The 25,767-nt window shown below is 61.9% G+C and carries 24 protein-coding genes and 1 pseudogene; 19 read left to right on the top strand and 6 right to left on the bottom strand.

Annotation, left to right across the window (positions count from 1 at the left end; translation table 11 throughout):
• Window positions 1-103: 103 nt before the first annotated feature.
• The 7 genes and pseudogenes from accA to ispD all read left to right on the top strand — a co-directional run bounded on the left by accA (window position 104) and on the right by ispD (window position 7,559).
• Window positions 104-1,054 carry an acetyl-CoA carboxylase carboxyl transferase subunit alpha gene (accA, locus tag WMW70_RS07210; RefSeq protein ID WP_341436837.1) on the top strand — a complete coding sequence of 317 codons (951 nt, stop codon included), beginning with the start codon at window positions 104-106 and terminating at the stop codon, window positions 1,052-1,054.
• A gap of 60 nt (window positions 1,055-1,114) precedes the next feature.
• Window positions 1,115-2,433, top strand: a pseudogene (gene tilS, locus WMW70_RS07205) (tRNA lysidine(34) synthetase TilS).
• 165 nt (window positions 2,434-2,598) lie between these two features.
• Entirely contained in the window at window positions 2,599-4,230 is a 1,632-nt protein-coding gene (locus tag WMW70_RS07200) for a CTP synthase (RefSeq protein WP_341436836.1), read from the top strand.
• Window positions 4,231-4,234: 4 nt separating this feature from the next.
• Entirely contained in the window at window positions 4,235-5,080 is an 846-nt protein-coding gene (gene kdsA / locus WMW70_RS07195; RefSeq protein ID WP_341436835.1) for a 3-deoxy-8-phosphooctulonate synthase, read from the top strand.
• A gap of 144 nt (window positions 5,081-5,224) precedes the next feature.
• Entirely contained in the window at window positions 5,225-6,514 is a 1,290-nt protein-coding gene (gene eno / locus WMW70_RS07190) for a phosphopyruvate hydratase (protein WP_341436834.1), read from the top strand.
• 65 nt (window positions 6,515-6,579) lie between these two features.
• A complete protein-coding gene (gene ftsB / locus WMW70_RS07185) occupies window positions 6,580-6,858 on the top strand; it encodes a cell division protein FtsB (protein ID WP_325504507.1) in 279 nt (92 codons plus the stop codon).
• Window positions 6,855-7,559, top strand: coding sequence for a 2-C-methyl-D-erythritol 4-phosphate cytidylyltransferase (gene ispD, locus WMW70_RS07180; protein WP_341436833.1), 705 nt, complete (start codon window positions 6,855-6,857; stop codon window positions 7,557-7,559). The genes ftsB and ispD overlap by 4 nt, the downstream gene beginning before the upstream one ends.
• Window positions 7,560-7,590: 31 nt before the next feature.
• Here ispD and WMW70_RS07175 read toward each other — a convergent pair whose 3' ends face one another.
• Both WMW70_RS07175 and WMW70_RS07170 read right to left on the bottom strand, forming a co-directional pair.
• Complete coding sequence (locus WMW70_RS07175; RefSeq protein WP_341436832.1) at window positions 7,591-7,905, bottom strand: HPF/RaiA family ribosome-associated protein; 315 nt, start codon at window positions 7,903-7,905, stop codon at window positions 7,591-7,593.
• Between the two features lie 60 nt (window positions 7,906-7,965).
• Window positions 7,966-8,895, bottom strand: coding sequence for a LysR substrate-binding domain-containing protein (locus WMW70_RS07170; RefSeq protein WP_341436831.1), 930 nt, complete (start codon window positions 8,893-8,895; stop codon window positions 7,966-7,968).
• A 166-nt stretch (window positions 8,896-9,061) separates the two neighbouring features.
• Between WMW70_RS07170 and WMW70_RS07165 the strand changes: the two genes are divergently transcribed.
• From WMW70_RS07165 to rpoS, 9 genes are all read left to right on the top strand, one after another.
• Window positions 9,062-10,174, top strand: coding sequence for an S-(hydroxymethyl)glutathione dehydrogenase/class III alcohol dehydrogenase (locus WMW70_RS07165; RefSeq protein WP_341436830.1), 1,113 nt, complete (start codon window positions 9,062-9,064; stop codon window positions 10,172-10,174).
• A gap of 41 nt (window positions 10,175-10,215) precedes the next feature.
• Entirely contained in the window at window positions 10,216-11,064 is an 849-nt protein-coding gene (fghA, locus tag WMW70_RS07160) for an S-formylglutathione hydrolase (protein WP_341436829.1), read from the top strand.
• A 99-nt stretch (window positions 11,065-11,163) separates the two neighbouring features.
• A complete protein-coding gene (ispF, locus tag WMW70_RS07155; RefSeq protein WP_341436828.1) occupies window positions 11,164-11,637 on the top strand; it encodes a 2-C-methyl-D-erythritol 2,4-cyclodiphosphate synthase in 474 nt (157 codons plus the stop codon).
• Window positions 11,634-12,692, top strand: a complete 1,059-nt coding sequence (gene truD / locus WMW70_RS07150) for a tRNA pseudouridine(13) synthase TruD (protein ID WP_341436827.1) — start codon at window positions 11,634-11,636, stop codon at window positions 12,690-12,692. The genes ispF and truD overlap by 4 nt, the downstream gene beginning before the upstream one ends.
• Window positions 12,680-13,429, top strand: coding sequence for a 5'/3'-nucleotidase SurE (gene surE, locus WMW70_RS07145; RefSeq protein WP_341436826.1), 750 nt, complete (start codon window positions 12,680-12,682; stop codon window positions 13,427-13,429). The genes truD and surE overlap by 13 nt, the downstream gene beginning before the upstream one ends.
• A 38-nt stretch (window positions 13,430-13,467) precedes the next feature.
• The gene (locus tag WMW70_RS07140; RefSeq protein ID WP_341437045.1) at window positions 13,468-14,103 is read left to right on the top strand and encodes a protein-L-isoaspartate(D-aspartate) O-methyltransferase; all 636 of its coding nucleotides are present in this window, start codon (window positions 13,468-13,470) and stop codon (window positions 14,101-14,103) included.
• A gap of 23 nt (window positions 14,104-14,126) precedes the next feature.
• Window positions 14,127-15,065: a DUF368 domain-containing protein gene (locus WMW70_RS07135; protein WP_341436825.1), complete on the top strand. Its 939-nt coding sequence runs from the start codon at window positions 14,127-14,129 to the stop codon at window positions 15,063-15,065.
• A gap of 57 nt (window positions 15,066-15,122) precedes the next feature.
• Entirely contained in the window at window positions 15,123-15,983 is an 861-nt protein-coding gene (locus WMW70_RS07130; protein WP_341436824.1) for a peptidoglycan DD-metalloendopeptidase family protein, read from the top strand.
• Between the two features lie 101 nt (window positions 15,984-16,084).
• Entirely contained in the window at window positions 16,085-17,095 is a 1,011-nt protein-coding gene (gene rpoS, locus WMW70_RS07125; RefSeq protein ID WP_341436823.1) for an RNA polymerase sigma factor RpoS, read from the top strand.
• A 601-nt stretch (window positions 17,096-17,696) separates the two neighbouring features.
• Here rpoS and fdxA read toward each other — a convergent pair.
• Window positions 17,697-18,020: a ferredoxin FdxA gene (fdxA, locus tag WMW70_RS07120; protein WP_274086771.1), complete on the bottom strand. Its 324-nt coding sequence runs from the start codon at window positions 18,018-18,020 to the stop codon at window positions 17,697-17,699.
• 138 nt (window positions 18,021-18,158) lie between these two features.
• Window positions 18,159-20,732, bottom strand: coding sequence for a DNA mismatch repair protein MutS (mutS, locus tag WMW70_RS07115; RefSeq protein ID WP_341436822.1), 2,574 nt, complete (start codon window positions 20,730-20,732; stop codon window positions 18,159-18,161).
• 78 nt (window positions 20,733-20,810) lie between these two features.
• Here mutS and WMW70_RS07110 point away from each other — a divergent pair, with 78 nt between their 5' ends.
• From WMW70_RS07110 to recX, 3 genes are all read left to right on the top strand, one after another.
• A complete protein-coding gene (locus WMW70_RS07110; protein WP_341436821.1) occupies window positions 20,811-21,323 on the top strand; it encodes a CinA family protein in 513 nt (170 codons plus the stop codon).
• A 90-nt stretch (window positions 21,324-21,413) separates the two neighbouring features.
• Window positions 21,414-22,457 carry a recombinase RecA gene (recA, locus tag WMW70_RS07105; RefSeq protein WP_341436819.1) on the top strand — a complete coding sequence of 348 codons (1,044 nt, stop codon included), beginning with the start codon at window positions 21,414-21,416 and terminating at the stop codon, window positions 22,455-22,457.
• An 11-nt stretch (window positions 22,458-22,468) separates the two neighbouring features.
• Window positions 22,469-22,933, top strand: a complete 465-nt coding sequence (gene recX / locus WMW70_RS07100) for a recombination regulator RecX (protein WP_341436818.1) — start codon at window positions 22,469-22,471, stop codon at window positions 22,931-22,933.
• Window positions 22,934-23,089: 156 nt separating this feature from the next.
• Here recX and WMW70_RS07095 read toward each other — a convergent pair whose 3' ends face one another.
• Entirely contained in the window at window positions 23,090-24,169 is a 1,080-nt protein-coding gene (locus WMW70_RS07095; protein ID WP_341436817.1) for an LOG family protein, read from the bottom strand.
• A 161-nt stretch (window positions 24,170-24,330) separates the two neighbouring features.
• On the bottom strand, window positions 24,331-25,734 hold the full coding sequence (locus WMW70_RS07090) for an MBL fold metallo-hydrolase (protein WP_341436816.1): 1,404 nt from the start codon (window positions 25,732-25,734) through the stop codon (window positions 24,331-24,333).
• Window positions 25,735-25,767 lie beyond the last annotated feature (33 nt).

The raw sequence follows: 25,767 nt of genomic DNA, 5'->3' as shown, positions 1-25,767 counted from the left end.
TCTGCAGCCCGGTGTCGACCTGAATGCGCCTGCTGCTATAAGGTAGGGCGCGAAACGGATACAGCTCCCCGGCCACTTGGCCGTCGACGCAAGACGGATGACTATGAACCCGAATTTTCTCGATTTCGAACAGCCGATCGCCGACCTGCAAGCCAAGATCGAAGAGCTTCGCCTGGTCGGTAGCGACAACTCGATCAATATCAGCGACGAGATTGCGCGTCTGCAGGACAAGAGCAACTCTCTGACCGAAAGCATTTTCGGCAATCTGACCAGCTGGCAGATCGCCAAGCTGGCGCGTCATCCGCGCCGTCCCTACACCCTGGATTACCTGCAGCACATCTTCACCGAGTTCGACGAGCTGCACGGCGATCGGCATTTCTCCGATGACGCGGCGATTGTTGGCGGCGTGGCGCGTCTGGATGGCGAACCGGTGATGGTCATCGGCCACCAGAAGGGCCGCGAGGTGCGCGAGAAGGTCCGTCGCAACTTTGGTATGCCGCGCCCCGAGGGTTATCGCAAAGCCTGCCGTCTGATGGAAATGGCCGAACGCTTCCAGATGCCGATCCTGACCTTTATCGACACCCCGGGTGCCTATCCGGGTATCGATGCCGAAGAGCGCGGTCAGAGCGAGGCGATTGCCTGGAACCTGCGGGTGATGGCGCGGCTGAAAACCCCGATCATCGCCACCGTCATTGGTGAGGGTGGTTCCGGCGGTGCACTGGCCATTGGCGTCTGCGATCAGCTGAACATGTTGCAGTACTCCACCTATTCGGTGATCTCGCCTGAAGGCTGCGCCTCGATTCTGTGGAAGACCGCCGACAAGGCACCCGATGCGGCCGAGGCCATGGGTATTACCGCCGAGCGTCTGAAGGGTCTGGGCATTGTCGATCAGGTGATCGGTGAGCCCCTCGGCGGTGCCCACAACGACCCGGCCGCTGCCGCGGAAGCGGTGCGCCAGGCGCTGCGCGCCCAGCTGGATACCCTGAAGACCTTCGACACTACCGAGTTGCTGGCGCGTCGCTACGAGCGCCTGATGAGCTACGGGATTGCCTGATTGCTCTGCAGCTGCGCATACAACGGGCCTTCGGGCCCGTTGTTGTTTTAAGCTTGGCCGATGATTCCTCTGCATAGTCGTCTGCGTGATGCCCTGCAGCCCTGGCGTAGCGCCCCGGGCTGGTGTGTTGCCCTGTCCGGCGGGCTGGATTCCACGGTGCTGCTGCACCTGCTGGCCAGCCTCGCGCAGCGCGAGGCGTTGCCGCCGCTTTCCGCTATCCATATCCATCACGGCCTGCAGGCCGCGGCCGATGCCTGGCCGGCGCATTGCCGCGAGCTATGCGCGGCCTTGTCCGTGCCGTTGCAGGTTGAGCATGTGCAGGTGGCTCCGGGGGCCAGCCTTGAGCAGGCGGCGCGCCAGGCCCGCTACGCAGCTTTTGCCGCCCGTGTCGGTGCCGACGAGGTGCTGCTGACCGCGCAGCATCGTGATGATCAGGCGGAAACCCTGTTGTTTCGCCTGTTGCGCGGTGCCGGGGTGCAGGGTTTGTCGGCCATGCCGGCGAGTCGTCCGCTGGGCACGGGGCAGTTGGTTCGGCCGCTGCTCAACTGCTCGCGCGATGAGCTGTTGGCCTATGCCCGCGAGCATGGCTTGGCCTGGGTCGAGGACCCGTCAAATGCCGATGAGCGCTTCTCGCGCAATTATCTGCGTCGTCAGGTGATGCCTGCGGTGCTCAGGCGCTGGCCGCAGGCCTCGGCGAATATCGCGCGCAGCGCTGCGCACCTGAGCGAGGCGGGGCAGTTGCTCGATGAGCTAGCGCAGCAGGACGTGGCAGCCGCCGAAGTACCGGGCGAGTTTGCCTGGCTGGGCTTGCCAAGCCTGGCGCTGCCTGCGCTGCGCGGATTGAGTGAGCCGCGCCAGCGCAATGCCCTGCGTTACTGGCTGCGGCCGTTGACGGCGATGCCCGATAGCGAGCACTGGGTCGGCTGGCAGGCGCTACGGGATGCGGCCGTGGATGCTGCGCCGATCTGGAAGCTGGCGGCGGGGGAGTTGCGCCGCAGTGATGAGCGTCTGTGGTGGTTGGCCGGTGACTGGCTACGTTCGCCCATGCCGGCCAGTGTCGCGGTTCAAGGTAGCCAGCAGGTGGCATTGCCTGGGAATGGTCTGGTGCGCATTGACGGCATCCTGCCGGTGGGCAATTGGCAGCTGGGCTATCGCCGGGGCGGCGAGCAGATTTTCTTGCCGGGGCGTGGGCATCGCGATCTCAAGCGTCTGTTCAACGAGTTGCGGGTGCCGGCTTTTGTCCGCGATCGCCTGCCGCTGCTGCGTCTGGATAACCAGGTGGTGGCGATCGCCAACCTTGCGGGTGTGCAAGGTGCTGCCGACGGCAGCTGGCAATTGCATTGGCAGCCAGCAGGAGTGATCAAGGTTTGAGCTGCTAAGGCCTTTCCGGTAGACTACGCTCCCGTCTTACTAGAGCTTTTGTTGACTCCCCTTGGGAATCGGCAGGGCTAGCTAATTGCACTGTATTGCAATTGGTCGCTTCGGTATTCCTTCGCTTTCCCCGGCGGCACTGACCGCTTAAACGCAGACTTCTAGGGTTTTTCATGACGCGCTACATATTCGTCACGGGTGGTGTTGTTTCTTCATTGGGGAAAGGCATCGCCTCGGCTTCATTGGCGGCTATCCTGGAGGCGCGGGGCCTGAAGGTCACCATGCTCAAGCTGGATCCCTATATCAACGTCGATCCGGGCACCATGAGCCCGTTCCAGCACGGTGAGGTGTTTGTCACCCACGACGGCGCTGAGACCGACCTCGATCTGGGCCACTATGAGCGGTTTATCCGCACCACCATGACCCAGAACAACAACTTCACCACTGGTCGCGTCTACGAAGACGTGCTGCGCCGCGAGCGCCGTGGTGATTACCTGGGCGCGACCATTCAGGTCATCCCGCATATCACCGACGAGATCAAGCGCCGCATCATCAAGGGTGCCGGCGACGCCGACGTGGCCATGGTCGAGATCGGCGGCACGGTAGGCGACATTGAATCGCAGCCGTTCCTCGAAGCCATTCGCCAGCTGCGTGTGGAAGTAGGTGCCAAGCGCGCCATGCTGATGCACCTGACCCTGGTGCCCTATATCGCCACCGCTGGCGAGACCAAGACCAAGCCGACCCAGCACTCGGTGAAAGAGCTGCGCTCCATCGGCCTGCAGCCGGACGTGCTGATCTGCCGCTCCGATCACCCGATCGATATCTCCTCGCGGCGCAAGATCGCGCTGTTCACCAACGTTGAAGAGCGTGCGGTGATTTCCCTGGAAGACGTCGACACCATCTACAAGATCCCCGGCGTGCTGCATGCCCAGGGCCTGGATGACTTCGTTGTCGAGCGCTTTGGTCTGGAGTGCGGCGGTGCCGATCTGTCCGAGTGGGACCGTGTCGTCGATGCCAAGCTGAATCCGGAGCACGAAGTCACCATCGCCATGGTCGGCAAGTACATGGAGCTGCTGGACGCCTACAAGTCGCTGATCGAAGCGATGAGCCATGCCGGCATCCAGAACCGCACCAAGGTCAATCTGCGCTACATCGACTCCGAAGACATCGAGAACAAAGGCACCGCGCTGCTTGAAGGCGTTGACGCCATTCTGGTACCGGGCGGCTTTGGTCTGCGCGGCGTGGAAGGCAAGATCAAGACCGTGCAGTACGCCCGTGAGAACAAGATTCCCTACCTGGGTATCTGCCTCGGCATGCAGGTCGCGGTTATCGAGTTCGCCCGCAATGTGCTGGGCTGGAGCGATGCCAACTCCACCGAGTTCGACACCACCAGCCAGCATCCAGTGGTCGGTTTGATCACCGAATGGCAGGACGCTACCGGCGTGACCGAGCAGCGTACCGACGCCTCCGACCTGGGCGGCACCATGCGCCTGGGTGCCCAGGACTGCCAGCTGCAGGCCGGTTCGCAAGTGCATCAGTGCTACGGCAAGGATGTGATCGTCGAGCGCCATCGTCATCGCTATGAAGTGAACAACAACCTGCTGCCGCAGCTGATCGAAGCCGGTCTCAAGGTTACCGGCCGCTCCGGCGACGGCGCGCTGGTTGAAGTGGTGGAAGCGCCGGATCATCCGTGGTTCGTCGCCTGTCAGTTCCACCCCGAGTTCACCTCGACGCCGCGCGACGGTCACCCGTTGTTCAGCGGTTTCGTCAGCGCCGCCCTGGCGCAACACGCGAAGAAGGCATAAGGATATGACCCAGAAGATCATCAAGGTCGGCAACATCGAGATCGCCAACGACAAGCCCTTCGTGCTGTTCGGCGGGATCAATGTGATCGAGTCCCGTGACCTGGCCATGCGTGCCTGTGAAGAATATGTGCGGGTCACCGACAAGCTCGGCATCCCCTATGTGTTCAAGGCCAGTTTCGACAAGGCCAACCGTTCCTCGGTGACCTCCTTCCGCGGCCCGGGCCTGGAAGAGGGCATGAAGGTCTTCGAGGAAATCAAGAAGACCTTCGGTGTGCCGGTGATCACCGACGTGCACGAGCCGCATCAGGCGCAGCCTGTGGCCGATGTCTGCGACATCATCCAGCTTCCAGCCTTCCTTTCGCGGCAGACCGACTTGGTAGTGGCCATGGCTAAGACCGGCGCGGTGATCAATATCAAGAAAGCCCAGTTCCTCGCGCCCCAGGAGATGAAACATATCCTGGCCAAGTGTGTCGAAGCCGGTAACGATCAGTTGATCCTCTGCGAGCGCGGCAGCTCCTTCGGCTACAACAACCTGGTGGTGGACATGCTCGGCTTCGGCATCATGAAGCAGACCAACTTCCCGGTGTTCTTCGACGTGACTCACGCCCTGCAGATGCCGGGTGGTCGCGCCGATTCGGCCGGTGGTCGCCGCGCCCAGGTCACCGACCTGGCCAAGGCAGGCATGAGCCAGGGCCTGGCCGGTCTGTTCCTCGAAGCCCATCCGGATCCGGACAATGCCAAGTGCGACGGCCCTTGCGCCCTGCGCCTGGACAAGCTGGAGCCCTTCCTCACTCAGCTCAAGCAGCTGGATGATCTGATCAAGAGTTTTGCGCCGATTGAGACTGCCTGAAACGGCAATTCTGCGGTAAAGTGCCTTTTGTATACAATCTGACTAAATAGTCAGTACATTTTGTGCGCCGGTACAACCCCGGTGCGCAATGAGTGTGCAGCTCGGTACTACCCTTTTCGTCAACTTTTTGGAGTGCTACACGCAATGGCAAAGATCGTCGACATCAAAGGCCGTGAGGTTCTCGATTCCCGTGGTAACCCGACTGTGGAAGCCGATGTAATTCTCGACAGCGGCATCATGGGCAGCGCCTGCGCGCCGTCCGGTGCCTCCACCGGTTCGCGTGAAGCGCTGGAATTGCGTGATGGCGACAAGAGCCGTTATATGGGTAAGGGCGTGCTCAAGGCCGTGGCCAATATCAATGGCCCGATCCGCGACTTGCTGCTGGGTAAGGATGCCACCGACCAAAAAGCCCTCGACCTGGCGATGATCGCCCTCGACGGCACCGAGAACAAAGCCACCCTGGGGGCCAACGCCATCCTCGCCGTGTCCCTGGCCGCTGCCAAGGCTGCCGCTCAGGCCAAGGGCGTGCCGCTGTATGCACATATCGCCGATCTGAACGGCACGCCGGGCGTCTACTCGATGCCGGTGCCGATGATGAACATCATCAACGGCGGCGAGCATGCCGATAACAACGTCGACATCCAGGAATTCATGGTGCAGCCGGTGGGCGCGAAGACCTTCGCCGACGCCCTGCGCATGGGCACCGAGATTTTCCACCACCTCAAAGCCGTACTGAAGGCCCGTGGCCTGAGCACCTCGGTCGGTGATGAAGGCGGTTTCGCGCCGAACCTGGCCTCCAACGAAGATGCTCTGGCTGCCATCGCCGAAGCCGTGGCCAACGCCGGTTACACCCTGGGCGACGACGTCACCCTGGCTCTGGACTGCGCCTCCAGCGAGTTCTTCAAGGACGGTCAGTACGACCTGGCTGGCGAAGGCAAGGTCTTCGACGCCGCTGGTTTCGCCGACTACCTGGCCGGCCTGTCCGAGCGCTACCCGATCATCTCCATCGAAGACGGCATGGACGAGTCCGACTGGGCTGGCTGGAAAGTCCTGACCGACAAGATCGGCGATAAGGTGCAGCTGGTCGGTGACGACCTGTTTGTGACCAACACCAAGATCCTCAAGCGCGGCATCGACGAGTCGATCGGCAACTCGATCCTGATCAAGTTCAACCAGATCGGCACCCTGACCGAGACGCTTGAAGCCATCCAGATGGCCAAGGCCGCTGGTTACACCGCGGTGATCTCGCACCGCTCAGGCGAAACCGAAGACAGCACCATTGCCGACCTCGCCGTAGGCACTGCCGCTGGCCAGATCAAGACCGGCTCGCTGTGCCGTTCCGACCGCGTGTCGAAGTACAACCAGCTGCTGCGTATCGAAGAGCAGCTTGGTGCTAAAGCACCGTACAAAGGCCGCGCCGAGTTCCGTGGTTGAGCTCAATCGTGTTAAAAGAGGGGCGGCGAGAGTCGCCCCTTTTTCGTCCGGACGTTTTTCCTGTCATGCGTAGTCCTTACTGGTTGCTGCTTGTTCTGATTCTGCTGCTGGCTGGCCTGCAGTACCGCTTGTGGGTGGGCGATGGCAGCCTGGCCCAGGCCACCCAGTTGAAGCAGCAGATTGCCGAGCAGCAGGGTGAGAACGAGCAGCTGCAGGAGCGCAATCGCATTCTCGAAGCGGAAGTGCTGGAGCTGAAAAGCGGCATGGAAACCGTCGAGGAGCGCGCCCGCCATGAGCTGGGCATGCTCAAAGAGGGCGAAACCCTCTATCAGCTGGCCGAATGAATACCCCCGAACTCCCTCCTTTCTGGGCCCTGATTCCGGCCGCCGGCGTCGGCAGTCGGATGGCGGCCGACCGGCCCAAGCAATACCTGGAAGTGGCCGGCAAGACCATTATCGAACACAGCCTGGCGTGCTTTCTCGACCACCCGCAGTTGCTCGGGGTGGTGGTCAGCCTGGCGCTCGACGATCCCTACTGGCCGCATCTGGCCTGCGCCGCTGAACCACGTTTGCAGCGCGCCGAGGGTGGCCGCGAGCGCGCCGACTCGGTGCTTAACGGCCTGCTGCGGCTGAGCGAGCTGGGGGCGCGGGACGACGACTGGGTGCTGGTGCACGACGCTGCGCGGCCCAATCTGGCGCGTTCGGACCTGGACCTGCTACTCGCGGAGCTGGCCAGTGACCCGGTCGGCGGTCTGCTCGCGGTGCCGGCGCGCGATACCCTCAAGCGTGCGGGCCCGGATGGCCGGGTACGGGAAACCGTCGACCGGGCGACGATCTGGCAGGCTTATACGCCGCAGATGTTTCGTCTGGGCGAATTGCAGCGGGCCCTGGCGGATGCCTTGCTGGCGGGTGTCGCGATTACCGATGAGGCCTCGGCCATGGAATGGGCGGGGCATGCGCCGCGTCTGATCGAGGGGCGGGGGGACAATCTGAAGGTGACGCGCCCCGAAGATCTGCAGGGGCTGCGCCGCTTGTGGCGCGTTTAGCCGCCCGTGCGGGCGGCTAAACCTCTAGTCGTCAGTGGGGTCTGGTCTTGCTGATATCGCGTTCCAGTACCGTGCTGAGTTTGTGGATGGCTCCCTCGATGGCCTTCTCCAGGTGGTCGGCGTTGTGTGAAACCGAAATCGGATCGCGGCCTTTCTGCCGGGCCTCGATCAGGCAGCGTTTGTCCAGGGTGCCGCCCTTGTGGGCGTTCTCGTCGCTCAGGTGAACCTCCACGCGGGTCAGGTGCTCCTCGAAGCGCTTGATCTTGTCCTCCACGCGCTTGCCGATGGCGGTCATAAAGTCGAGTGAGGCTTCGATATGGTTGTCGCTGTTGACCAGTACTTGCATGACGTTTCCCCTTTTGCGGACGGCGAATGAGAAGGGTGAGCTCCCAGTCCTGGGACGTGTTCAGGCTGATGATGTTCCTTGCGTGGCTGTGACATTCTGTTGCTGGCGATACTCGTTGCGTTGCCCCAGGCCCTGTTTGAGGTAATCGACCAGTTGCCGCACCTTGGGCGACAGGTGGCGTTGCTGCGGGTACAGCGCCCACACTGCGGTATCGGGCGGTTGCTGATTGTCGAGTAGGGACACCAGGTCACCGCTGCGCAGGTGTTCCAATACATAGTAGTCCGGTAGCTGGCACAGCCCAAGGCCGCGCAGGGCCGCATCCAGCACTGCCTGGCCACTGTTGCAGCGCCAGTTGCCCTGCACCCGCTGGCTCGCTTCCTGGCCATTTACCTGAAAGCTCCAGACCTCCGTGCTGCCGACCAGGCAGTTGTGCCGGCCCAGTTCCGACAGCGAATGCGGGCGGCCGTAGCGCTGCAGGTATTCGGGGGCTGCACACAGGTACATCTGCCGCGGTGCCAGGCGCGTGGCCACCAGGCGCGAGTCCTGCAGGCGGCCCAGACGAATGGCCAGGTCGAGTCCTTCGTGCAGCAGGTCGAGGGTGCGGTTGCTCAACTCGATATCCACTCGCAGCTGCGGATGGCGGGTCATGAATTCGGTCACCAGGGGCACGATAAAGCGTTCGCCGTAGGCCACGGCGCAGGTCATGCGCAGCAGGCCCTTGGGTTCGCTGCCGAGGTCGCCGACCGCGCGCAGCGCTTCCTCGCGAGCATCCTGCAGGCGCTGACAGTGTTGCAGAAAAGTCTGTCCGGCCTCGGTCAGCACTACCCGCCGGGTGCTGCGGTAGAACAGACGGGTCTGCAGGCGTTCCTCCAGGCGAGCGATCTGCCGGCTGACATGGGAGGACGACAGACTCAGGCGCTCGGCCGCAGCGCTGAACTGGCCGCACTCGGCTACGGCAACGAATTCATCCAGGCCTTCCCAGCGATTCATCGTTCTGTTCCCTGTAGGAGCCAGCAGCCTGGCGATCGAGGAATTCTAGATCAGCTGGTGGTTAATTATCCCTGTATGACAATAATGTTTTGTCTTTTGCCTGATTATCTATCGCTGGGCACTGATCTACACTCTGCGCCACTGTTGAATCCGCTGGAGAGCGATCATGATCAAGTCCCGTGCTGCCGTAGCCTTTGCCCCCAACCAGCCGCTGCAAATTGTCGAAGTCGACGTTGCACCGCCCAAGGCTGGCGAAGTGCTGGTGCGCATAGTCGCCACTGGCGTGTGCCATACCGATGCCTACACCCTTTCCGGTGAGGACAGCGAAGGCGTGTTCCCCTGCATTCTCGGCCACGAAGGCGGCGGCATAGTCGAGGCCATCGGCGAAGGTGTGACCTCACTGGCTGTCGGCGATCATGTGATCCCGCTCTATACCGCCGAATGCGGCGAGTGCAAATTCTGCAAATCCAACAAGACCAACTTGTGCAGCTCGGTGCGCGCCACCCAGGGCAAGGGCCTGATGCCCGACGGCACCACGCGCTTCAGCTACAACGGCGAGCCGATCTACCACTACATGGGCTGCTCGACCTTCTCCGAGTACACCGTGCTGCCGGAAGTCTCCCTGGCCAAGATTCCCAAGGAAGCGCCGCTGGAGAAGGTCTGCCTGCTCGGCTGCGGCGTGACCACCGGTATCGGGGCCGTGCTCAACACAGCCAAGGTGGAAGAGGGCGCTACCGTGGCCATCTTCGGTCTCGGCGGTATCGGCCTGGCAGCGATCATCGGCGCGAAGATGGCCAAGGCTTCGCGCATCATCGGCATCGATATCAATCCGGCCAAGTTCGAGGTGGCCCGTGAGCTGGGCGCGACCGACTTCGTTAACCCGAAAGATTTCGCCAAGCCAATTCAGGAAGTTATCGTCGAGATGACCGACGGCGGCGTGGACTACAGCTTTGAGTGCATCGGTAATGTGCAACTGATGCGTGCGGCGCTGGAGTGCTGTCACAAGGGCTGGGGCGAGTCGACCATCATCGGTGTGGCACCGGCCGGTGCGGAGATCAGCACCCGTCCATTCCAGCTGGTGACCGGGCGCGTCTGGCGCGGGTCGGCCTTCGGCGGCGTCAAGGGCCGTACCGAGCTGCCGAGCTATGTGGAAAAGGCGCAGAAGGGTGAGATCCCCCTGGACACCTTTATCACCCACAACATGCCGCTGGAAGACATCAACAAGGCGTTCGACCTGATGCATGAAGGCAAGAGCATCCGTACCGTCATTCATTTCTAATACACAGTTGTGGTGCGCACAGCGCACCCTACGGGGACGTCATGACTCTGGAGAATATTTCCTGCCAGAAAAGCTTTGGCGGCTGGCACAAGCGTTACCGGCATCGCTCCCAGGTGCTGGGCTGCGATATGCAGTTTGCCGTGTACCTGCCGCCGCAGGCCGAGCAGGGCGCGAAGCTGCCGGTGCTGTACTGGCTCAGCGGCCTGACCTGCACCGACGAGAACTTTATGCAGAAGGCCGGCGCGCACAAGCTGGCGGCCGAGCTGGGGCTGATCATCGTCGCGCCGGATACCAGCCCGCGTGGCCCAGAGGTACCGGATGATCCGGACAAGGCCTGGGATTTCGGCCTGGGTGCCGGCTTCTACCTCAATGCTACTCAGGAGCCCTGGGCGCGCAACTACCGCATGTACGACTATGTGGTGCAAGAGTTGCCGGCCTTGGTCGAGGCGAATTTTCCGGTGTCCGATAAACGCGGTATCAGCGGTCACTCCATGGGTGGTCATGGTGCGCTGGTCTGCGCCTTGCGCAACCCGGGGCGCTATCAGTCGCTGTCGGCCTTCGCGCCGATCAGCAACCCGATGAACTGCCCTTGGGGTGAGAAAGCCTTTTCCCGCTACCTGGGCGAGGAGCGTTCGCGCTGGCGTGAGTGGGATGCCTGCGTCCTGCTGGCGGAGGCGACGGAGAAGCTGCCGATCCTGGTCGACCAAGGCGACCGCGACGACTTTCTCGAGGCTCAGCTCAAGCCCGAGGCACTGAAGAGCGCCGCCCAGGCGGCGGGGCATCCGCTGACCCTGCGTCTGCAGCCGGGTTACGACCACAGCTACTACTTTATCGCCAGCTTTATCGATGACCACCTGCGTCATCATGCGGCGGCATTGCACCACGCGTAGCCCGGATGAAATCCGGGAAATTGGTCTCCCGGATTTCATCCGGGCTGCCGGTCAAAACGGTTAGAATCACGCCCTGACTTTTTCAGGGCGTTGTTTCTTATGCGTATTGGCCACGGCTACGACGTGCACCGTTTCGGCGAGGGCGAGTTTGTCACCCTCGGCGGCGTGCGGATTCCCCACCGCTTCGGCTTGATCGCCCATTCCGACGGCGACGTGCTGCTGCATGCCTTGAGCGATGCCTTGCTCGGCGCGGCGGCGTTGGGCGATATCGGCAAACACTTCCCCGATACCGACCCGACCTTCAAGGGCGCGGACAGTCGCGTGCTGCTGCGTCATGTGCTGGGGCTGGTTCAGGCCAAGGGCTGGCGGGTGGGCAATGTCGACGCCACCATAGTCGCCCAGGCTCCGAAGATGGCCCCGCATATCGACACCATGCGCGCGCTGATTGCCGAAGACCTGCAGGTAAGCCTGGATCAGGTCAACGTCAAGGCCACCACCACCGAGAAACTCGGTTTTACCGGCCGCGAAGAAGGCATCGCGGTGCACGCCGTGGCGCTGTTGGTGGCGCAATGAACGAACTGCAACTGCTGGGCCCGCGTGCCCATGGCGCGCCTTGCGGCACTGCGGTACTCAAGGCGGTGGCGGAAGACTTTCAGGTCGACGAGGTACTGGATATTCCCCTGGCTGGCGAGGGCGAGCACCTCTGGCTGTGGGTGGAAAAGCGCGAGCTGAACACCGAGGAGGCCGCCAAGCGCATCGCTCGCGCCGCCAGCGTGCCGCTGCGGATGATCAGCTATGCCGGGCTCAAGGATCGCCAGGCCCTGACCCGGCAGTGGTTCAGTCTGCACCTGCCGGGCAAGGTCGATCCTGACCTGAGCGCCGCCGAGGATGCCAGCCTGAGCATCTTCAAGCAGCTACGTCATAGCCGCAAACTGCAGCGCGGTGCCCACGCCGCCAATGGCTTTACCCTGCGCCTGACCCAGCTGAGCGCGGATCACGAGGCGCTGGATGCGCGCCTCAAGCAAGTCGCCGCCCAGGGCATTCCCAACTATTACGGTTTGCAGCGCTTCGGCCATGAGGGCGGCAATGTCGCCCATGCCCGGCACTTTGCGGCGAACAAGAGCCTGCCGGACAAGCGCAATGTGCGTTCGCGGGTGCTCTCGGCGGCGCGCAGTTATCTGTTCAACCAGGTCTTGGCCGCGCGGGTAGCAGCCGGCAACTGGAATCAGGCGCTGCCGGGCGACCTGCTGGCCTTTACCGATAGCCGCAGTTTTTTCCCCGCAGGCGAAGCCGAGTGCAGCGATCCACGTCTGGCCATTCTCGACCTGCATCCCACCGGGCCGCTCTGGGGCGCGGGGGTGTCCACGGCCGCCGGAGTGGCCCAGCAGCTGGAGCAACAGGTCGCCGAGGCTGAGCCTGCCTTGGTCGACTGGTTGGCAGATGCGGGCATGACGCACGAACGGCGCATCCTGCGCCTCCCCATCGGCGGCCTGTCGTGGCATTATCCCGAGCCTGACATTCTGCAACTGGAATTCGTCCTGCCGGCTGGATGCTTCGCCACCGTATTGGTGCGTGAGCTCGTCGATCTGTTGCCGGCAGGGCAGACGGACAACCCATGCGTATTCTGATTTCTAATGATGACGGCGTGGCCGCCCCCGGCCTTGCTGCACTCTATGCTGCGCTCGCCGACTATGCCGAGTGTGCGGTGATTGCCCCGGACCAGGACAAGAGCGGTGCCAGCAGTTCGCTGACCCTCGACCGTCCGTTGCACCCCTGCACTTTGCCCAATGGTTTTATCAGCCTCAACGGCACGCCTACCGACTGCGTGCACCTGGGCCTGAACGGATTGCTGCCCCAGGTGGCCGATCTGGTGGTGGCAGGGATCAATCTTGGGGCCAACCTGGGCGATGACGTGCTCTATTCCGGCACCGTGGCCGCGGCTCTTGAGGGTCGTTTTCTGACGCGTCCGGCGTTCGCCTTCTCGCTGTTGTCGCGTCAGCCGGACAACCTGCCCACTGCCGCCTATTTCGCCCGCAAGCTGGTCGAGGCTCACGAGCAGCTCGACCTGCCGCCGCGCACCGTGCTCAACGTCAATATCCCCAACCTGCCGTTGGAACATATCCGCGGTATTCAGCTGACCCGCCTGGGCCATCGCGCCCGAGCCGCCGCGCCGGTCAAGGTGGTTAACCCGCGTGGCAAGGAAGGTTACTGGATCTCGGTGGCCGGGGATGCGGAAGACGGCGGCCCGGGCACGGACTTCCATGCGGTGATGCAGGGCTACGTGTCGGTCACGCCCCTGCAGCTCGATCGTACTTTTCAGGATGGCCTCAACAGCCTGCAACCTTGGCTGGAGGGTCTGCTGTGATCAGGCGTGAGCAGGACGACTTGCACCGTGGCATCGGCATGACCTCTCAGCGCACCCGCGAGCGCCTGATTCAGCGGCTCTACGAAGAGGGGCTGTCCAACGCCCATGTGTTGGAAGCCATTCGCCGCACGCCGCGCCATCTGTTTGTCGATGAGGCCCTGGCCCATCGCGCCTATGAAGACACTGCGCTGCCGATTGGCAACAACCAGACCATCTCGCAGCCCTATATGGTCGCGCGCATGAGCGAGCTGCTGCTGGCGGCAGGGCCACTGGACAAGGTACTGGAGATCGGTACCGGCTCGGGCTACCAGACCGCGATTCTGGCCCAGCTGGTCGAGCGGGTCTTCAGTGTCGAGCGTATTCAGAGTCTGCAGGACAAGGCCAAGGAGCGTCTGGTCCAACTCAACCTGCGCAATGTGGTATTTCGCTGGGGCGACGGCTGGGAAGGCTGGAACGCCCTGGGCCCGTACAACGGGATTATCGTCACGGCGGCGGCGGCCAATGTGCCCCAGGCCCTGCTGGATCAGTTGGCACCGGGCGGACGCCTGGTGATTCCGGTTGGTGCGGGTGATGTGCAGGAGCTGCTGCTGATCGTGCGCGAGGAGCATGGCTTCTCGCGTCATGTGCTGGACGCGGTGCGTTTTGTGCCCTTGCTCAACGGGCCCCTGGCCTGATTCGATTGTTTACGGATGAACCCATGAAGAAGTATTTCCTGCTTTACGCCAAAGGCATCGCCATGGGCGCGGCCGATGTGGTGCCCGGTGTATCCGGCGGCACCGTCGCCTTTATTACCGGTATTTACGATGAGCTGCTGCGCTCCATCGCCAGTATTCCGGCCGCCGCCATAATGCTGTTGCGCGGGCGTGTGCGCGATGCCTGGCAAGCGGCCAATGCCACCTTTCTGCTGATTCTGCTGCTGGGCATCATGACCAGTGTGCTGAGCCTGGCTCGGCTGATTACCTATCTGCTGGCCGAGCACCCCATACCGGTGTGGTCGTTCTTCTTCGGCCTGATTCTGGTATCTGCGCACCTGGTGGCGCGGGAAATCCAGCGCTGGAACTGGAGCCGGGCACTGAGCTTCGCCCTCGGCGGCGGCTTTGCCTACTGGATTACTGTGGCCTCGCCGGTGCAGTTGGGCAGCGATCCTTTCAGCCTGTTTATTGCCGGGGCCATCGCCATCTGCGCGATGATCCTGCCGGGGATCTCCGGCAGCTTTATTCTGGTGCTGCTGGGTCTCTACTCGGTGGTGCTGGGTGCGGTGAAGAGCTTGGATCTGGTGCTGCTGGCGGTGTTTGCCGCGGGCTGCCTGGTCGGCCTGGTCAGCTTCGCCAGCCTGTTGCGCTGGCTGTTGGTGCGCTGGCGCGACCTCAGCCTGGCCTTTCTCACCGGCCTGATGCTGGGCTCGTTGAACAAGATCTGGCCCTGGAAGGAAACCCTGACCTGGCGTACCGATCGGCACGGCGAGCAGCTGCCATTGCTGCAGAGCAATCTGTTGCCGGAGCGCTTTGCCGAAATCAGCGGCCAGGATCCGCAGCTATTGCTGGCCATTGCCCTGGCCGTCGGTGGCGTGCTGCTGGTGCTGAGCCTGGAGTGGGTGGCCGGGCGTAGTCAGCAAAGCAGTGGTCGCGACGAATAATTGCGGCACAATACGCGCCAGTCATTAAGACGCCAGTAGCCGGTCGGGGAGAAGCGGGTGAGTTTCACAGCCATTCAGTTGCGAATTAGCTACAGCGGCATCCGATGCCTGCTGGCTGGCCTGGTACTTGGCGCGTTACTCAGCGCCTGCGCCAGCCCGCCGCCTGGCGGGGTGCAGGTGCTCGATCGGAACAACCGCGCCGCCCAGGCCGCTCAGCGCCGCCCCGTGACCCAGGGGCAGTATCGGGTGCAGCGCGGCGATACCCTCTACTCCATCGCCTTTCGTTTCGGTTGGGACTGGAAGGCCCTGGCCGCCCGCAATGGTATTGCCGCGCCTTACCTGATTCGGGTCGGCCAGGTGATTCGCTTCGACGGTCAGCCTGGCAGCCGTGCGCCGGTAGTCGCCTCGGCACCGGTTGCCACTCCGGTACCCGTGCGCCCGCCCATTACCTCCACCCAGACCACGCCAGCGCGTCCTCCAGCCACGCCACAAAAGCCGCCCAAGGTCGTGCAGGCGACCACGCCGATGCAGCCGGTACAGCGCTCCGCAGGGGGGTGGGCCTGGCCGACGAACGGTGCGGTCATCGGTCGTTTCTCCTCAAACGGTAGTTTGAATAAAGGAATTGATATCGCCGGAGATTTGGGCCAGCCTGTTTCTGCTGCGTCTGATGGTTCAGTGGTCTACGCCGGGAGTGGTTTACGGGGCTACGGCGAATTAGTGATCATCAAGCATAGCGATACCTACGTGAGCGCCTACGGACACAACCGCAGGCTGTTGGTGCAGGAGGGGCAAAAGGTCAAGGCCGGGCAGACAATTGCCGAGATGGGTTCCACAGGAACCGACCGGGTGAAGCTTCACTTCGAGATTCGCCGCCAGGGTAAGCCTGTAGATCCACTGCAATACCTGCCGCGTCGTTGATCTTCGCCAGCCTGTCCATTGCGTGGGAGGGACGGGCTCGGGTGCAGCCACGGACTTGGTAGCGTCGAGCTTGCTGTCGAACTCAGCAAGGAATAACAAAAATGGCTCTCATAAAAAAAGAAGCGCCGGAGTTTGACGTCGATGATGAAGTGCTCTTGATGGAGCCTGCTATTGTCCTTGACGATGATTCTAATGATGAGACACAAGCGGCACCTGCACGCGGCAAAGCGAAAGCTTCCACGGCCAGCAGCAAGCAGCACAAGTACATCGACTACACTCGGGCGCTAGACGCCACTCAGCTGTATCTCAACGAAATCGGTTTTTCCCCCCTGCTGACGCCTGAAGAGGAGGTGTTCTTCGCGCGCCTGGCGCAGAAGGGCGACCCTGCCGGGCGCAAGCGCATGATTGAAAGTAACCTGCGCCTGGTGGTGAAAATCGCTCGCCGTTACGTTAATCGCGGCTTGTCCCTGCTGGATCTGATCGAAGAAGGTAACCTCGGGCTTATTCGCGCGGTGGAGAAATTCGACCCCGAGCGCGGTTTCCGTTTCTCGACCTACGCCACCTGGTGGATCCGTCAGACCATTGAACGGGCGATCATGAATCAGACCCGTACCATTCGCTTACCCATTCATGTGGTCAAAGAGCTCAACGTCTACCTGCGTGCTGCTCGCGAATTGACCCAGAAGCTCGACCATGAGCCTTCGGCAGAAGAAATTGCCAACCTGCTGGAAAAACCGGTGGGTGAAGTCAAACGCATGCTCGGCCTGAATGAGCGTGTTTCCTCGGTGGATGTCTCACTGGGCCAGGACTCGGATAAAACCCTGCTCGATACCCTGACCGATGACCGGCCTACCGACCCCTGTGAGTTGCTGCAGGATGATGATCTGTCGCAGAGCATCGATCAGTGGTTGTCTGAGTTAACCGACAAGCAGCGTGAGGTGGTGATTCGCCGCTTCGGCCTGCGCGGCCACGAAAGCTGCACCCTGGAGGAGGTCGGCCAGGAAATCGGCCTGACCCGCGAGCGGGTGCGGCAGATCCAGGTCGAAGCGCTCAAGCGTCTGCGCGAGATTCTGGAAAAGAACGGTCTTTCGAGCGACTCGTTGTTCCAGTAAACGCTGGTCCCAACACCCAACCCGGCCTAGGCCGGGTTTTTTATGCGCGCTTATGTAAGCCGTTGCTTACACAGGGTGTAAGTGATTGGTGGAAAGGTAGGCCAGATAACGGCTTTTAGGTTTTGTGTAACTTACACAAATTATTGATTTATAAGTATTTAATTTTTACGCCTAGCGTTTCTATTGTGCTTTTCTGGCGTTTTCCCTGGCTTGTGATGATCGTGGAAGTGGCTAGTATTGCAACTGTGCTTAGGGACAAGCGCAGGCTGTCAGGGAGATAGTCAGGAACCTCGCAAGATGCGATTCATCAGGATGATGAGTTGGGAAATAGATGGAATAGGGACAAAAGGGTGGGCGGCGCAAGCCGCCCCTTTTTTTGTCTGCGTTTTGTGGCCGCCATCCCTGGCGACCACCCGGAGGGCCGTCGCTGCGCGACGTCAAAAATTGCTCCCGGCAATTCTTTGTGTTTGCCATCCCTGGCGTCCGTCCAGCGGGCTGTGGCTAGGCGATGTAAAAAGATGTTCTAGACAATTTTTTGTCTGCATAAAAGTAAAAACCCGCACAAGGCGGGTTTTTAGTCTGCAGTCCGGTGAGCCCGGTACTAGCGCTCCAGATACTGCAGCTTGTCCTTCACGCCATCCCACTCTTCGGCGTCGGGCAGGGACTCTTTCTTCTCGGTGATATTCGGCCAGATTTCCGCCAGGTCGGCATTGAGCTCGATATATTCCTGCTGATCTTCCGGCACTTCGTCTTCGGAGAAGATGGCCTGTGCAGGGCATTCAGGCTCGCAGAGTGCACAGTCGATGCACTCGTCCGGGTGGATCACCAGGAAGTTCGGGCCTTCGTAGAAGCAGTCCACCGGGCAGACTTCCACGCAGTCGGTGTATTTGCATTTCACGCAGTTGTCGGTAACAACGAAGGTCATTTCTGATTCTCTCCTCGGGCGCCAGCCTGCACCGTTCTATGCGGGCTTTAGCAGGCTGGTGGTAGGGGCCACGGCTCAGGCTTTAAGTCGGGCAATGGTAAAAATGCGCGCGATTCTAACAGTTCACGCGGGTAAACGTTAGAAGCGTGTCTTCCATGTATATAACAGTTCCAGCGCTTTGCGCGGAGTCAGATCATCCGGGTTGATCTTGCGTAATTCCTCCTGCAGCGGGTGCGGCAGGCTGGCGAACATGTCGCTCTGCATTGGTGCGGCCGTCTGCCCAGGCAGTGTCGGCGGTAGTTCGTGGGGCAGGCTGGTGGTTTCCAGGCGCGCCAGGTGCTCGCGGGCGCGCAGAATCACTTCATTCGGTACGCCGGCCAGCTGTGCCACGGCCAGACCATAGCTCTGACTGGCCGGGCCGGGCAGCACGTGGTGGAGGAACACGATGCGTTCATTGTGCTCGGTGGCGTTGAGGTGCACGTTGGCCACGAGCGGCTGGCTTTCCGGTAGTACGGTCAGCTCGAAGTAGTGGGTGGCGAACAGGGTGTAGGCGCGCAGCTTGGCCAGCTGTTCGGCGGCGGCCCAGGCCAGCGACAGACCGTCGAAGGTGCTGGTGCCGCGGCCCACTTCGTCCATCAGCACCAGGCTGCGCTCGCTGGCGTTGTGCAGGATATTGGCAGTCTCGCTCATCTCCACCATAAAGGTCGAGCGACCTCCGGCCAGGTCGTCGCTGGAACCGATGCGGGTAAAGATGCGGTCCACCAGCGACAGCTCGCAGCTTTTCGCCGGCACGAAGCTGCCGATATGGGCCAGCAGCACGATGAGCGCGGTCTGGCGCATATAGGTGGACTTACCACCCATGTTCGGCCCGGTGATGATCAGCATGCGGGTGTCATCGTCCAGGCTCAGGTCGTTGGCCACAAAGGGTGTGGTCAGCACCTGTTCGACCACCGGGTGACGACCCTGGTCGATGCGCATGCAGGGCTCATCGACAAAGCGCGGGCGATTCAGGTCCAGATTCAGCGCACGTTCGGCCAGGTTGCTCAGCACGTCCAGCTCGGCCAGGGCCGCGGCGCTGTCCTGCAGCGGGCCGAGGTGGCTGATCAGGCGTTCGAGCAGCTCGTCATAGAGCATTTTCTCGCGGGCCAGGGCGCGGCTCTTGGCTGAAAGCGCCTTGTCCTCAAACTCTTTCAGCTCGGGGGTGATAAAGCGCTCGGCACCTTTCAGGGTCTGCCGGCGGATATAGTCGGCTGGAGCCGATTCGGCCTGCTTGCTGGGCAGTTCGATAAAGTAGCCGTGCACGCGGTTGTAGCCGACCTTGAGGTTGGCCAGGCCGGTGCGGGCCTTCTCGCGGGTTTCCAGGTCCATCAGGTACTGGCCGGCGTTTTCGCTGAGCGATTGCAACTCGTCCAGCTCGGCGTCGTAACCGGTCTTGAGCACGCCGCCATCGCGGATTACCGCCGGTGGGTTATCGATAATGGCGCGGGCCAGCAGCTCGGCCAGTTCCGGGTAGGTGCTGACCACGCCCGCCAGCTCGCTCAGGTGCGGCGCTTCCAGATTGGTCATGGCCATCTGCAGCGTGGGCAGGGCGGCCAGGGCATCGCGCAGGCGCGCCAGGTCACGGGGGCGCGCATTGCGCAGGCCGATACGGGCGAGGATGCGCTCCAGATCGCCGATTTCCTTGAGCTGCGGCTGCAGAGTTTCGAAGCGGTAGCGTTCCAGCAGGCAGGCGATCGATTCCTGGCGAGCTTCCAGAATGGCTCGGTCACGCAGCGGGCGATTCAGCCAGCGGCTGAGCAGACGGCTGCCCATGGCGGTCTGGCAGCGGTCGACCACCGATTGCAGGGTATTGTCCCGCCCGCCGGCCAGGTTGATATCCAGCTCCAGATTGCGTCGGCTGGCACCGTCGAGAATCACCGTGTCGTCCAGGCGTTCGTGACGCAGGCTGCGCAGGTGCGGCAGGGCGGTGCGCTGGGTTTCCTTGGCGTAGGCGAGCAGGCAGCCGGCGGCACCGATGGCCAGGGTCAGGTTTTCGCAGCCGAAGCCTTTCAGATCCTGGGTGGCGAACTGTTGGCACAGGCTTTTGTGGGCGGTGTCGCGTTCGAAGTCCCAGGGGGCTCGGCGGCGCGTGCCACGGCGCTTTTCCGCCGGCAAGCCCTGCGGCCAGTCGTCGGGAATCAGCAACTCGACCGGATTCAGGCGCTCCAGCTCGGCCAGCAGGTTTTCCCAGCCGTTGATCTCCAGCACGCTGAAGCGGCCGCTGGTGATATCCAGCACGGCCAGGCCAAACAGGCGCTCGTCACCCAGCACCGCCGCCAGCAGGTTGTCGCGCCGCTCATCAAGCAGCGCTTCATCACTGACGGTGCCGGGGGTGATGATGCGCACCACCTGGCGTTCCACCGGGCCCTTGCTGGTGGCAGGGTCGCCGATCTGCTCGCAGATCACCACCGACTCGCCGAGCTTGACCAGTTTGGCCAGGTAACCCTCCAGCGAGTGGTAGGGAATCCCGCACATGGGAATCGCCTGGCCGGCGGATTGGCCGCGCGCAGTCAGGGTGATATCCAGCAGTTTGGCGGCCTTTTTCGCGTCCTCGTAGAAGATCTCGTAGAAGTCGCCCATGCGGTAAAACATCAGCTGTTCCGGGTGCTGATTTTTCAGCTTCCAGTACTGCTGCATCATCGGCGTGTGAGAACTGAGGTCGCTTTGGCTCATCGTTTTAACTGTCCGGCTGAATCGCAAAAGCGCCTAGTGTACGGTATCGACCTGGCTGGCTTTAACCCCGGAGTGCAGATGACTGCTAATGAATATGCCCTGACCCAGCTGGCTGCCGAACTGGGCGCACAGCTGATTGCCGCCAAGGCCCAGGTGACCACCGCCGAATCCTGCACCGGCGGCGGTATTGCCGAGGCGATTACCCGCATTCCCGGCAGCTCGGCCTGGTTTGAAGCTGGGTACGTCACCTACTCCAACAGGCAGAAGACTAAGCAGCTGGGCGTGCCCGAGGCGCTGTTCGCCACGGTTGGCGCGGTAAGTCAGGAGGTGGTCGAGGCCATGGTTCGTGGTGCCCAGGCCAATAGTGGAGCGCGCTTTGCAGTGGCAGTCAGCGGGGTGGCCGGGCCGGATGGCGGTTCGCCGGAGAAACCGGTGGGCACGGTCTGGCTGGCCTGGGGTGATGGTGCGCAGCTATTCAGTGCACGCCGGCAGTTTGCCGGGGACCGCAGCGAAGTTCGCCGACAAACGGTTGAGGCCGCGCTGGCTGGGCTGTTGCGCCTGCTTGCGCAAGAAAATCCAAACGCGGGGTAGGCGGGCGACTTGCCCTGTGGAATAATACTGTCTACTTATACAGTTGTTGGTGGCCGCTAGCTGGCCCTTCTTGATTACGTGAGGACTTAAATGGACGAGAATAAGAAGCGCGCCTTGGCGGCAGCCCTGGGCCAGATTGAAAAGCAATTCGGCAAAGGTGCGGTCATGCGCATGGGCGATCATGATCGCCAGGCGATTCCGGCCATCTCCACCGGTTCGCTGGGCCTGGACATCGCCCTGGGCATTGGCGGTCTGCCGAAAGGCCGTATCGTCGAGATCTACGGCCCTGAGTCTTCCGGTAAAACCACCCTGACCCTGTCGGTGATTGCCGAGGCCCAGAAGCTCGGTGCCACCTGCGCCTTCGTCGATGCCGAGCATGCGCTCGACCCTGAGTACGCTGGCAAGCTGGGCGTCAACGTTGACGACCTGCTGGTGTCGCAGCCGGATACCGGCGAACAGGCTCTGGAAATCACCGACATGCTGGTGCGCTCCAACGCCATCGACGTGATCGTGATCGACTCCGTGGCGGCCCTGGTGCCGAAGGCGGAAATCGAAGGCGAAATGGGCGACATGCACGTGGGTCTGCAGGCCCGTCTGATGAGCCAGGCGCTGCGCAAGATCACCGGCAACATCAAGAACGCCAACTGCCTGGTTATTTTCATTAACCAGATCCGCATGAAGATCGGCGTTATGTTCGGCAGCCCGGAAACCACCACCGGTGGTAACGCGCTGAAGTTCTACGCTTCGGTACGCCTGGACATCCGCCGTACCGGTGCGGTGAAGGAAGGCGACGAAGTGGTTGGCAGCGAAACCCGCGTCAAAGTCGTGAAGAACAAGGTGGCCCCGCCGTTCCGTCAGGCCGAGTTCCAGATTCTTTACGGCAAGGGCATCTACCGTAACGGCGAGATCATCGACCTGGGTGTGCAGCTCGGTCTGCTGGAGAAATCCGGTGCCTGGTACAGCTACCAGGGCAACAAGATCGGTCAGGGCAAGGCCAACTCGGCCAAGTACCTGGAAGACAACCCGGAAGTGGCGCGTACCGTCGAAGGCCTGATTCGCGAGAAACTGCTGGTGGTCAGCCCGACGGTCAAGGCCAACTCCACGGCCGATGACCTGGCCGACGCCGACGCCTGATCCGCCTGCCTATGTCCGTTGCTCTGGATAACCCCGTCGCGGTGCGGCGGGCGGCCATGGATCTGCTGGCGCGGCGTGAACATGGCCGGGTCGAGTTGACCCGCAAGTTGCGCAGTCGTGGGGCTGCCGATGAGTTGATCGAAGCCGCTCTCGATCGCCTGGCAGAAGAAGGCTTGCTCTCTGAGACGCGCTATCTGGAGGCCTTTGTCAGCTACCGTGCGCGCGCCGGCTATGGGCCGTTGCGTATTCGCGAAGAGCTGACCCAGCGCGGCCTGGCGCGCAGTGATATCGAACAGGCCTTGCGCGATAGCGGCATCGACTGGCGTGAGCAACTGGAAGACACCTGGCGACGCAAGTTCGCCGGTGAGTTGCCCACCGATGCAAGGGAGCGGGCCCGCCAGGGACGCTTTCTCAGCTACCGTGGTTATCCGCTGGATTTGATCGGACGCTTGCTGCGCGGGGCGCTGGACGACTAGTTTTGGCCGTCCGGCTTAAGTGCGCGTCTTGCCCTCCCTAGGCTGTGGGCTCGCTGTGCGCATGGCGCACCCTACAGCAGGTTGCAGCGATCAGTTGGGCTTGTGGCTAGTCCGATCAGTAGGACTCATGCAATACCTGACGGCCCTATCGTCTTTTTATCGGTCTGCTAGCCAGTGCTGTGGTTGGTTGATCAGGTCGAGCAGTTCACGCAAGCGGCCATGATCGCGACCATTGAAATTGAAGGCCAGGCGCGTCAGGTGGCAGAGCTCGGGTTCATCGCGTTCCGAGTCGCAGTAGGCCTGCTGCTGGAAGTCGCCGTCTTTGCACAGGTCGCGGAACTCGTTGTTCAGTTGCAACATGGCCGCCTCGCTCAGCCCATGGTTGAGGCGGATAACGAAGCGTTCCTTGAGCCAGCGGCTGGAGTGGTAGTTGCTATAGAACTGGGCGATCTCTTGCGCGGCTTCTTCGGCGCTATGGACTAGGCGCACTAGGCGCATGTCGCTGGCCAGAATATAGCCGTTGCCCTGCAGTTGTTCGGCGATAAATTCCATGGCACTCCTCCAGAAGGTGCCGCCTGGCTGGTCAAGCAGTACCACGGGGACCAGGGGGCTCTTGCCGGTCTGGATCAGGGTCAGAACCTCCAGTGCTTCATCCAGGGTGCCGAAGCCGCCGGGGCAGAGCACCAGACCATCGGCTTCCTTGACGAAGAACAGCTTGCGCAAGAAAAAGAAGTGGAACGACAGCAGGTTGCCGGTGCCCTGTACGGTGGCGTTGGCACCTTGCTCGAAAGGCAGGGTGATGTTGAATCCCAGGCTGTTTTCCAGCCCCGCGCCTTCGTGGGCTGCGGCCATGATGCCGCCGCCTGCTCCGGTGACCACCATCAGATCATGCTTGGCCAGGGTTGCCCCCAGCTCCCGCGCCAGGAGGTAAACCGGATGCTCGCGAGGGGTGCGCGCCGAGCCGAACACTGTGACCTTGCGCCGGCGTTTGAACTGTTCCAACGTGCTGAAGGCATGCTCCATTTCGCGCAGGGTCTGCAGCATGATCTTGGCGTCCCAGCGGTTGCGGTCGGCCTGGGCCATGCGGGTTATGGTGGTGATCATTTCCTGATACAGGGTCAGGTTGGGGCTGTCGGGTGGTGTCGCCAACTGAGCAAGCTCTGCCACTTTGCTGTTCAGGTCGATGCTGCTTATCTGAAAATGCCGGGACAGATAGTCTTCCGATTCATAAGGCATACAACGTCTCCTTTGTCATTACAGGTCGGGCATGACACTCCCCGCATGACTCGACCTTGCCTGCAAGTATGGCTCGCCGCAGCCGATTTGAGCGGCAAAAGTAGCCTGCGCCTACCTATTGCCGCCCTTTGTGTGACCACGGTCTGCTCGCCCGTCGAGGGTCACAGAGCAATCTGTTCGCCCGGTTCCGGGATATTGGCGATCCAGTTCAGGCGTTCACGCAGGGCCTGTTGCAAGGCCTGCATTTTTTCCAGTTCACCATGTACCAGATACAGCTCCGGGTGGTGTTCGAAGTGGCTGACCCAGTCGATCAGCTGCGACTGTCCGGCATGGGCTGAGAAGCCCCCGAGGGTATGGATCTTGGCTTTTACCGCGATGCGCTGATGCAGCACTTTGACGTTCTCGGCACCGTCGACGATGTTGCGGCCCAGGGTGCCTTTGGCCTGGAAACCGGGAAAGATCAGGTGGCAATCGTCGCGCCAGAGGTTGTGCTTGAAGTGATGGACGATGCGCCCGCCGGTGCACATGCCGCTGCCGGCAATGATGATCGCACCGCTCTTGATCCGGTTGATTGACATCGACTCTTCCGGGGTCGGCGTGCAGCGCAGTATGGGCAGCCAGTCTTCGATGCGCTTGACCCCTTTGGCCGTCAGCAACGCGCGATCCTCGGGGGCGAACTGGTCCTGGAAGCGCGAATAGATGGCATTGGCCCGGATGGCCATGGGGCTGTCGAGAAAGACCGCCTGTTGAGGCAGGCGGCCTTCCTGATAGAAGCGGCCCAGGTAGTAGATCAGGTCCTGGGTGCGGCCCACGGCAAAGGAGGGGATCAGCACATTGCCACCATCGCGATGGGCCTGCTGCAGAATCTCCGCCAGTTCGTCGAGGGTGTCGCTGCTGCAACGGTGGTCGCGGTCGCCATAGGTGGACTCGAGCAGCACCACGTCGGCGCGCTTGAGAATGGCCGGGTCATGCATCAGCGGTGAGCAGGTATTGCCCAGGTCGCCGGAAAATACCAGGTGGCGGGTCAGGTGGTGATCCTGCACCTCGAGTTCGACAATCGCCGAGCCGAGGATATGCCCGGCATCGTGGAAGGTTACCTGCACGCCCTTGGCCACTTCCCGCGTTGCGCCATAGGCCACCGCCTGGCGCTGACGCAGGGTCTGCTCGGCATCGGCGGTGGTGTAGAGCGGGCTGATCGGTGCTCTGCCCATGCGAGCTCGCCATTTGTTCTCCCATTCGGCGTCTTTCTCCTGGAGAAACGCGGCATCCAGCAGCATCAGTTCCATCAGCTCACAGCTGGCGTCGGTGGCGAAGATCGGTCCGCGGTAGCCGGCGGCCACCAGTTTGGGCAGCAGCCCGGTATGGTCGATATGGGCGTGGGAAATCACCACGGCGTCCAGGCTGAGAGGGTCGAAGGCAAAGGCTGCGCGGTTGCCTTCTTCCTCTTCGCGGCGGCCTTGGCGCATGCCGCAGTCCAGCAGCACCTTGGCCCCGTCTCGGCTTTCGATCAGGTAGGAGGAGCCAGTCACCTGCTGAATGGCACCGAGGAAGTTGAGCAGGGCCATAAGATCATTCCTTTTTTAAGTTGAGTTATTCAG

Origin of the sequence: Pseudomonas sp. XK-1 (assembly GCF_038069885.1) — a bacterium.
GTDB lineage: Bacteria > Pseudomonadota > Gammaproteobacteria > Pseudomonadales > Pseudomonadaceae > Aquipseudomonas.
This window is presented reverse-complemented; position numbering and strand designations above follow the sequence as displayed.

What these genes read in the sequence shown, in the direction of transcription:
- WMW70_RS07095 (WP_341436817.1), bottom strand. Translation starts at nt 24,169, where the DNA reads ATGCCTTATGAATCGGAAGACTATCTGTCCCGGCATTTTCAGATAAGC.
- ispF (WP_341436828.1), top strand. Translation starts at nt 11,164, where the DNA reads ATGCGTATTGGCCACGGCTACGACGTGCACCGTTTCGGCGAGGGCGAG.
- surE (WP_341436826.1), top strand. Translation starts at nt 12,680, where the DNA reads ATGCGTATTCTGATTTCTAATGATGACGGCGTGGCCGCCCCCGGCCTT.
- WMW70_RS07110 (WP_341436821.1), top strand. Translation starts at nt 20,811, where the DNA reads ATGACTGCTAATGAATATGCCCTGACCCAGCTGGCTGCCGAACTGGGC.
- recX (WP_341436818.1), top strand. Translation starts at nt 22,469, where the DNA reads ATGTCCGTTGCTCTGGATAACCCCGTCGCGGTGCGGCGGGCGGCCATG.
- WMW70_RS07135 (WP_341436825.1), top strand. Translation starts at nt 14,127, where the DNA reads ATGAAGAAGTATTTCCTGCTTTACGCCAAAGGCATCGCCATGGGCGCG.
- WMW70_RS07165 (WP_341436830.1), top strand. Translation starts at nt 9,062, where the DNA reads ATGATCAAGTCCCGTGCTGCCGTAGCCTTTGCCCCCAACCAGCCGCTG.
- eno (WP_341436834.1), top strand. Translation starts at nt 5,225, where the DNA reads ATGGCAAAGATCGTCGACATCAAAGGCCGTGAGGTTCTCGATTCCCGT.
- WMW70_RS07200 (WP_341436836.1), top strand. Translation starts at nt 2,599, where the DNA reads ATGACGCGCTACATATTCGTCACGGGTGGTGTTGTTTCTTCATTGGGG.
- recA (WP_341436819.1), top strand. Translation starts at nt 21,414, where the DNA reads ATGGACGAGAATAAGAAGCGCGCCTTGGCGGCAGCCCTGGGCCAGATT.
- ftsB (WP_325504507.1), top strand. Translation starts at nt 6,580, where the DNA reads ATGCGTAGTCCTTACTGGTTGCTGCTTGTTCTGATTCTGCTGCTGGCT.
- kdsA (WP_341436835.1), top strand. Translation starts at nt 4,235, where the DNA reads ATGACCCAGAAGATCATCAAGGTCGGCAACATCGAGATCGCCAACGAC.
- ispD (WP_341436833.1), top strand. Translation starts at nt 6,855, where the DNA reads ATGAATACCCCCGAACTCCCTCCTTTCTGGGCCCTGATTCCGGCCGCC.
- accA (WP_341436837.1), top strand. Translation starts at nt 104, where the DNA reads ATGAACCCGAATTTTCTCGATTTCGAACAGCCGATCGCCGACCTGCAA.
- fdxA (WP_274086771.1), bottom strand. Translation starts at nt 18,020, where the DNA reads ATGACCTTCGTTGTTACCGACAACTGCGTGAAATGCAAATACACCGAC.
- WMW70_RS07090 (WP_341436816.1), bottom strand. Translation starts at nt 25,734, where the DNA reads ATGGCCCTGCTCAACTTCCTCGGTGCCATTCAGCAGGTGACTGGCTCC.
- WMW70_RS07175 (WP_341436832.1), bottom strand. Translation starts at nt 7,905, where the DNA reads ATGCAAGTACTGGTCAACAGCGACAACCATATCGAAGCCTCACTCGAC.
- WMW70_RS07170 (WP_341436831.1), bottom strand. Translation starts at nt 8,895, where the DNA reads ATGAATCGCTGGGAAGGCCTGGATGAATTCGTTGCCGTAGCCGAGTGC.
- truD (WP_341436827.1), top strand. Translation starts at nt 11,634, where the DNA reads ATGAACGAACTGCAACTGCTGGGCCCGCGTGCCCATGGCGCGCCTTGC.
- fghA (WP_341436829.1), top strand. Translation starts at nt 10,216, where the DNA reads ATGACTCTGGAGAATATTTCCTGCCAGAAAAGCTTTGGCGGCTGGCAC.
- rpoS (WP_341436823.1), top strand. Translation starts at nt 16,085, where the DNA reads ATGGCTCTCATAAAAAAAGAAGCGCCGGAGTTTGACGTCGATGATGAA.
- mutS (WP_341436822.1), bottom strand. Translation starts at nt 20,732, where the DNA reads ATGAGCCAAAGCGACCTCAGTTCTCACACGCCGATGATGCAGCAGTAC.
- WMW70_RS07140 (WP_341437045.1), top strand. Translation starts at nt 13,468, where the DNA reads ATGACCTCTCAGCGCACCCGCGAGCGCCTGATTCAGCGGCTCTACGAA.